Source organism: Rubneribacter sp. (genome assembly GCF_965361815.1).
Genome location: NZ_CBDTNW010000011.1, coordinates 1 through 6,020 on the forward strand (window position 1 = coordinate 1; position 6,020 = coordinate 6,020).

At 67.4% G+C, this 6,020-nt stretch carries 6 protein-coding genes; all 6 read right to left on the reverse strand.

The genetic code is table 11. From position 1 onward, the window contains the following. Nucleotides 1–45: 45 nt before the first annotated feature. A complete protein-coding gene (locus ACWKY3_RS00680) occupies nt 46–924 on the reverse strand; it encodes a 4Fe-4S binding protein (RefSeq protein ID WP_449314499.1) in 879 nt (292 codons plus the stop codon). Then, entirely contained in the window at nt 921–1,178 is a 258-nt protein-coding gene (locus ACWKY3_RS00685; protein ID WP_449314500.1) for a chaperone NapD, read from the reverse strand. The genes ACWKY3_RS00680 and ACWKY3_RS00685 overlap by 4 nt, the downstream gene beginning before the upstream one ends. A gap of 76 nt (nt 1,179–1,254) precedes the next feature. Continuing rightward, nucleotides 1,255–1,593: a nitrate reductase cytochrome c-type subunit gene (locus ACWKY3_RS00690; protein ID WP_449314501.1), complete on the reverse strand. Its 339-nt coding sequence runs from the start codon at nt 1,591–1,593 to the stop codon at nt 1,255–1,257. 5 nt (nt 1,594–1,598) lie between these two features. After that, the gene (locus ACWKY3_RS00695) at nt 1,599–4,163 is read right to left on the reverse strand and encodes a molybdopterin-dependent oxidoreductase (RefSeq protein ID WP_449314502.1); all 2,565 of its coding nucleotides are present in this window, start codon (nt 4,161–4,163) and stop codon (nt 1,599–1,601) included. A gap of 111 nt (nt 4,164–4,274) precedes the next feature. After that, nucleotides 4,275–4,883 (reverse strand): 4Fe-4S dicluster domain-containing protein, encoded by a 609-nt coding sequence (locus ACWKY3_RS00700; protein WP_449314503.1) that lies wholly within the window; start codon nt 4,881–4,883, stop codon nt 4,275–4,277. A 139-nt stretch (nt 4,884–5,022) separates the two neighbouring features. Continuing rightward, nucleotides 5,023–5,814, reverse strand: coding sequence for a teichoic acid transporter (locus ACWKY3_RS00705; RefSeq protein WP_449314504.1), 792 nt, complete (start codon nt 5,812–5,814; stop codon nt 5,023–5,025). Nucleotides 5,815–6,020 lie beyond the last annotated feature (206 nt).

Consider the following 6,020-nt stretch of genomic DNA (forward strand, 5'->3'; position numbering starts at 1 on the left):
CCGCGCGGGCGCCCGTCCGGCCCGAGCTCGCGAGCGCAACGCGCATCACGCCTGCTTCCGCGGCCTACCAAGACGCATCGAGAGCGCACGCGTCGGGCACGCGTCGACGCACGCGCCGCACGCCATGCAGTCGCCCGCGCGCACGATGTCGTCGCACCTTTCGATGGCAGGCTCCAAGATGGCCGGATCGCACAGGCACGCGGCTTTGCAGGCGCCGCACTTCACGCATGCGTCGTGGTCGATGCGCACGTTGACCTGCCCTGCGCGGCCAAGCGCCTCGTAGAAGCCGCCGAGGGGGCACAGCGCCCGGCACCACACCCGGTGCCCCCAGAACAGCTCCGCAGCCACGATGGCCGCCAGCGTCCACAGCCCCGCCGCGGATCCGAGCAGGATGCCCTTGTTGACGGCGCTGATGGGCGAGAACGCCTCGAACACGGGGATGGAGGTTATCGCGGACAGGACGAGCACCGCCGCCGCCACCCCGATCTTCGCGCGGCGCGGCACGGGCGCTTCGCGCACCGCGATGCCGAGTTTGCGCCGCAGGGCGTCCACCAGCTCAAGCATGAGGTTCACCGGGCAGGCCCAGCCGCAAAACGCGCGTCCGCGCACAAGGCCGTACACCGCCAACACGGGCAGCGCCGCCGCAAGCCACGCAAGCGGCAGCGTCTTGGACGCCAACGCCGCCTGCAATGCCGCAAACGGGTCGAGCGTTTCTGCGCCGAAGACGGTCGAGGAGGAAAGGGTCCCGAAAAACGGCAGCTCCGCTGGGGTGGGCGCCGGCTCCTCCCCGCCCGAAAATCCGCCGAACAGCCCCCAGCCCGTCGCAAGAAGCGGCAGCATGAACAGCGCAAGCACCGCAACCTGCACAACGTGGCGCGCCCCTGTCCAGCGTGCGCGTTTCCGCGCGGCGGCCTGCTCGCTCATCGCGCGCCGGCCTTCGGCAAGGTGGGGTCGTCCTCGAAGTTGGCGTACACCAAGTTGATGCCGGTCACGCCCGGGACGGCGATGAATCCGCTCGCGGTGCCGTGCGAATCGTCCACCGTCTCGGCCTCGATGGTGACCACGAGCTTGCATCCGTTCGCCTCGTGGACCTCCACGCCCTCCCGGCGCGAAAGCTCGCGCGCCACCTCTTCGGTTTTTTCGGGCACGGTCTCTACGACCAGGCTGGAAATGACCATGGGAACACTCCTTGCGTCGTCTTGGAAAGGCGGGGTCCGCAAGCTTGCGAACCCCGCCTCGCTCGGGTGCGAAACCCTATTCGCCCTGCGTCACGTGGCAGGTGTTGCACTGCTCGCGCACGGGGTCCATCGTCTGGGTGGCGGGATCGCCGTTTTGATAGTGGTCGGCGGGCAGGGGCACGGACCCGGTGAGCATCGGGTCGGCCTGGTCGTTGGCGCCGTGGCAGCCGTAGCAGCCTTTCGCGCCCAGGCTCTCGTAGCGGCCCTCGTGGGTGCTTGGCATGAGGGGCGCCGCGCCGGCGGGCGTGTCGGCGTTCACGGTGGATTCGGGCGCCTCCGTCGCGCATCCGGCCAGGGCGGACGCGCCGAGCGCCAGGGTCAGGGCCGCGGTCGCGGCAAGCGTTGCCTTCTTCATGGCGCTCACCCCTCTATCTTTCTGATGGACACGCAGGTCTTTTTGTAGTCGGGTTCTTTGGAAAGCGGGCAGTACGTGTCCTGCACCGCCAGGTTGACAAGCGTCTCCTCCGCGAAGAAGGGGGCGAACACCACGCCGGCGGGCGGTTCGGTGCGGCCGGCCGTGGACACCTTGATGTCGAACTCGCCGAAGCGCGAGCGCACGTTGACCATGTCGCCGTCCTTGATGCCCAGCTTGTCGCAGTCGGCCTGGCACACGTTGAGCAAGGCCTCGGGCAGGGCGCGGTCGAGCTCGGGGATGCGCCTGGTCAAAGAGCCGGTGTGCCAATGCTCCAGCAAACGGCCCGTGCAGAGGTAGAACGGGTACTCCTCATCGGGCGTCTCCGCCGGTGGCTCGTAGGGCCGAAACACCACCGAGGGCTTCATGTTGGCGGACTTGTAGAAGCTCACGCCGCCGGCCAGGCCCTCCGCGCCGTACTGCGCGATGCCCACCTCGTCGAAGCCGTCTTCCTGCGCGCCGGAGCAGAAGCGCCACTTCGTGGGCAGCCACTGGCCGTCCACCTCGCGCACGGGCCAGGTGAGGCCGTGGCGCGCCAGGTACTCGTCGTAGGGGGCCAGCTGCTTGGCCTCCATCTTCATCTTGGCGCCGAAGGCTCCGTCCGCATCGTCGTTGATGGCCTTGGCCTTGTCGTTGAGGGAGGGGTTGGAGAAGATGCGGTACTCCTCCCAGATGGCGCGGTTCGTCTCGCGGTCGTCGCCCTTGAAGTCGGCGGCGTCTTTGTCGTAGATGAAGCCGAACAGGTGGTCGAAGGCGTCCTGGCCGCCTATCTGCTCGCCGTCGAGCACGCGGCGGGCCACCTCCATGATGACCCAGAGGTCCCATTTGGCCTCGCCCGGCGGATCGACGGCCTTCTCGAACACCGCGCTGCGGCGCTCGGCGTTGCCGAACTGCCCCTCGCGCTCCACCCACAGCGCCACGGGGAACACCACGTCGGCGTATTGGGTGGACAGGGTGGGGTACACCTCGTTCACCACGATGAAGGTGTCGAAGATGCCGCGCTTGTCCTCGCCGCGGCCCAAGAAGCGCGTGAGGTTGGGCATGGAGACGGCCCAGTTGTTGTGCGCGGTCCAAAGGAAGTCCATGTTGCCCTTGGACATCTCGCGGAAGATCTTGACCGTGTGGAAGCCCGGCTTCTGGATGGCGTCGAGGTAGCCCTCCGGCAGATCCCAGACAGCCTCGCTGAAGCGGCGGTGCTGCGCGTTGGCCACCAGGAGGTCGGCGGGCAGGCGGTGGCAGAACGTGCCCACCTCGCGCGCGGTGCCGCAGGCCGTGGGCTGGCCGGTCAGCGAGAACGGGCCGCAGCCGGGGCGCGCGATCTTCCCGGAGAGCAGGTGGACGTTGTAGATGTTGTGGTTCATCCACGTGCCGCGGTTGTGCTGGTTCACGCCCATGGTCCAAAGCGACATCACGCGCGCGTCGGGATCGGCGAACACCTCGGCCAGCTCCCGCAGGTCCTCCACCGCCACGCCGGAAAGCTCGGAGGTGTGCTCGAAGGTGTAGGGGGCCAAGCGCGCGGCGTACTCCTCGAAGGTGATGGGGGAGACGTTGTCCACCGCCGAGCCCACTTCGCTTGCGTCGTAGCCGTCGTCGGTGGGGTTGCCCAAGTTCTCGGTGCCCTGCTTGAACTGCAGATGGTCGTTCACGAACGCCTCGTCGTAGAGCTTGTTCTGCACGAGGTGGTTGGCTATGCAGTTGGCGATGGCCAGGTCGGTGCCGGGCTTGAAGACAAGCGTCTTGTCGGCGCTTGCGGAGGTGCGCGTTTTGATGGTGCCCAGGTCGTAGTGGCGCACGCCTTCGCCGGAGAGCTTGCGCGCGGTCAGGCGCGAGTAGAGCATGGGGTGCGCTTCGGCCATGTTGGCGCCCCAGGTGACGAACACGTCGGCCTCGTCAAGGTCGCTGTAGCAGCCGGCGGGCTCGTCGGTTTGGAACACGTTCATGAAGCTCACCACGGCGCTTGCCATGCACAGGCGCGCGTTGGGGTCGATGTTGTTCGACAAAAGCCCCGCTTTCCAAAGCTTCGCCGTGCAGTAGCCCTCGGTGATGGGCTGCTGGCCGCTGCCCCAAAACGCCAGGCGGCTCTTGTCGCTCTTCCACGTCTCGCGCAGCTTGGACGCCACCAGGTCGAGCGCCTCGTCCCAGGTGGCCTCGCGCAGGCCCTCCTTCGTGCCCTTGGTGGAGCTGTCGTCGCGGATGAGCGGCACGGTCAGGCGGTCCTTTCCGTAGAGGAGCTTGGCCAGGTAGTAGCCCTTCACGCAGTTGAGGCCCCGGTTGGACTCGTTGTCCGGGTCGCCCGTGACGCTGACGAGGCGGTTGTCCTTCACCTCGCAGATGACGCCGCAGCCGCATCCGCAGAAGCGGCAGACGGCCGTGTACTTTCGGCCTTCTGGCGCGCTTGCGCCCTGCTGCCCGCCTGCGGCGCATCCGACCAGCGACGACATGGTGCCCGCCGCGGCGGCGCTTGCCAGAGCGACCGCGGTGGCCTTGACGAATGCTCGCCGTGTGATGTCCATGAACGCCCCTCCTTCTTCCTTCTCGGTTTCTCGTCGCACTCTTCGTGCTTTTGTATCGTCACCGCGTTCGGCGGATCGGAACCTGGATGGCCGCGCTGGGCGGCAGGCGGGCTAGCCGGCCCGTTCGCGCGCCCGTTCGGCGTCGCAGGCGATGCGGATGGGCACCGCAGGATCGCCCACCACGCAGCGTTGCACGCACAGTCCGCATCCCACGCACGCCTCCTCGTCGATGACGGGGGCGAACACCGAATGGATGGCGTCGCCTTCGCGCATGCGGTAGTCGATGGAGATAGCCTCGTCGATGAGGGGACAGGCTCGGTAGCACACCTCGCAGCGCATGCCCTGGAAGGCGATGCACGCCTCCTCGTCGATGACGGCGACCCCCATGCGCACGTCTTTGCGCGCGGCGACGTCGCGCAGCGCGCCGGTGGGGCAGACCTCGATGCAGGGGAAGTCCTCGCATAGGCGGCACGCTTGGGCGCGCGGATCGACGAAGGGCGTTCCGACGGATGTGCCCTCGTTGGCGCCGGCGGGTTTGAGGGCGCGGTAGGGGCAGGCCTGCATGCACTTGCCGCATTTGACGCAGCGCGCTATGAAGTCGCCTTCCCCCTGGGCGCCGGGCGGCCTCAGAAGGTCCGCCTGCCCGCGCACGGCGTGCATGACCGCCTGGAGCGCCACGGCGGCGCCCGCCGCACCTGCTATGAGCTGTGCTGGTTTCATGGGGCTTCCTCCTCGGGCATCATGATGCGCGAGGCCGGCGCGCCTTCCAATCGGGGTATGTCCGCGGGGAGGAAAGGAAACCCCCCGCCGCAGGGGCAGGGGTTTCTACTATTTTTCTATAAGAATAACTTTGACGAGGCTAGAGGGTCAGCCTTACGCCCACGTACACGGCGTCGTCGGGAAATCCCGCTATGTCGTACATGCTGGAGAGCGCGATGGCCGACACCTGCCACGTGCCCACCGTGCCGCCCGCGTCCACCGTTCCGGTCTGGTAGGTGTTGCCCACCTCGTCCACGCCCGCGCCTCCTTCAGGGGTGGTCAGAGGGTCGAACCCCTCGGAGGCTATGGCGTTTTGCACGGCCGCCTCCACGCTGCCGGCCGTGAAGTCGGCGTAGGCCACGCGCAAAGAGGTCCCCTCGCTGCGGTCCACGTCGAGCATCCATGCTCCGTTGAGCAGCAGCGACGCCTTGGCGGCGTCGAGCGATCCGATGCCTCCGCCTGCGAGCATGGCGGCGGCATCGAGCTCGGTCACGTCGGGTGGGAGCCTGATGAGCCTCATCTTGCCGACGGCCGCCTCCTCCTCGCTCGTGTAATCGTAGACCGTCTCTCCGGCATCGACGAACTGCTGCTTGATGGCGGCGTTGTCGGGAAGGGTGGCGATCCCGGCAAGGGAGGGCAGGTTGTAGGGCACCTCGCGCGCCAGGTTCTCCTCCATGCTGGCTTGCACGTTCCCGCCGGCCTGCATGCCGGTGAGAACGCTGTAGAGCAGGTAGGCGCCGATGACGGCCGCCGCCGCGACGAAGGCTCCCATGACGATGCGCTGCGGAGCGGACGGGCCGAGCGGACGGCGAAGCCCGCTGTCGTCCAGATGGCGGACCGGGCCGCCATCGTCGACGTAGTCGTTGCGCCTCTTGAATGAAATGAACTGCATCGCGTCTCCTGACGGACTGGCGTATCGGAACCGTGACGATTTGTGTGCATTGCGCATTATAGCATTGCCGCCCCGCTGGCTTCGTGTTAGGATGCGAACGCCCGTGGGGGAGTAGTTGGCGCGCGATCAGACGCACGCGGCACGTTCAACATCGTGGCCGAGAGGCCTGGCGTGCCTTAATCAAACGAGACTCATGGTGCGACCGT

Coding starts and splice junctions, on each gene's coding strand:
- ACWKY3_RS00680 (WP_449314499.1), bottom strand. CDS start 924: ATGAGCGAGCAGGCCGCCGCGCGGAAACGCGCACGCTGGACAGGGGCG.
- ACWKY3_RS00685 (WP_449314500.1), bottom strand. CDS start 1,178: ATGGTCATTTCCAGCCTGGTCGTAGAGACCGTGCCCGAAAAAACCGAA.
- ACWKY3_RS00690 (WP_449314501.1), bottom strand. CDS start 1,593: ATGAAGAAGGCAACGCTTGCCGCGACCGCGGCCCTGACCCTGGCGCTC.
- ACWKY3_RS00695 (WP_449314502.1), bottom strand. CDS start 4,163: ATGGACATCACACGGCGAGCATTCGTCAAGGCCACCGCGGTCGCTCTG.
- ACWKY3_RS00700 (WP_449314503.1), bottom strand. CDS start 4,883: ATGAAACCAGCACAGCTCATAGCAGGTGCGGCGGGCGCCGCCGTGGCG.
- ACWKY3_RS00705 (WP_449314504.1), bottom strand. CDS start 5,814: ATGCAGTTCATTTCATTCAAGAGGCGCAACGACTACGTCGACGATGGC.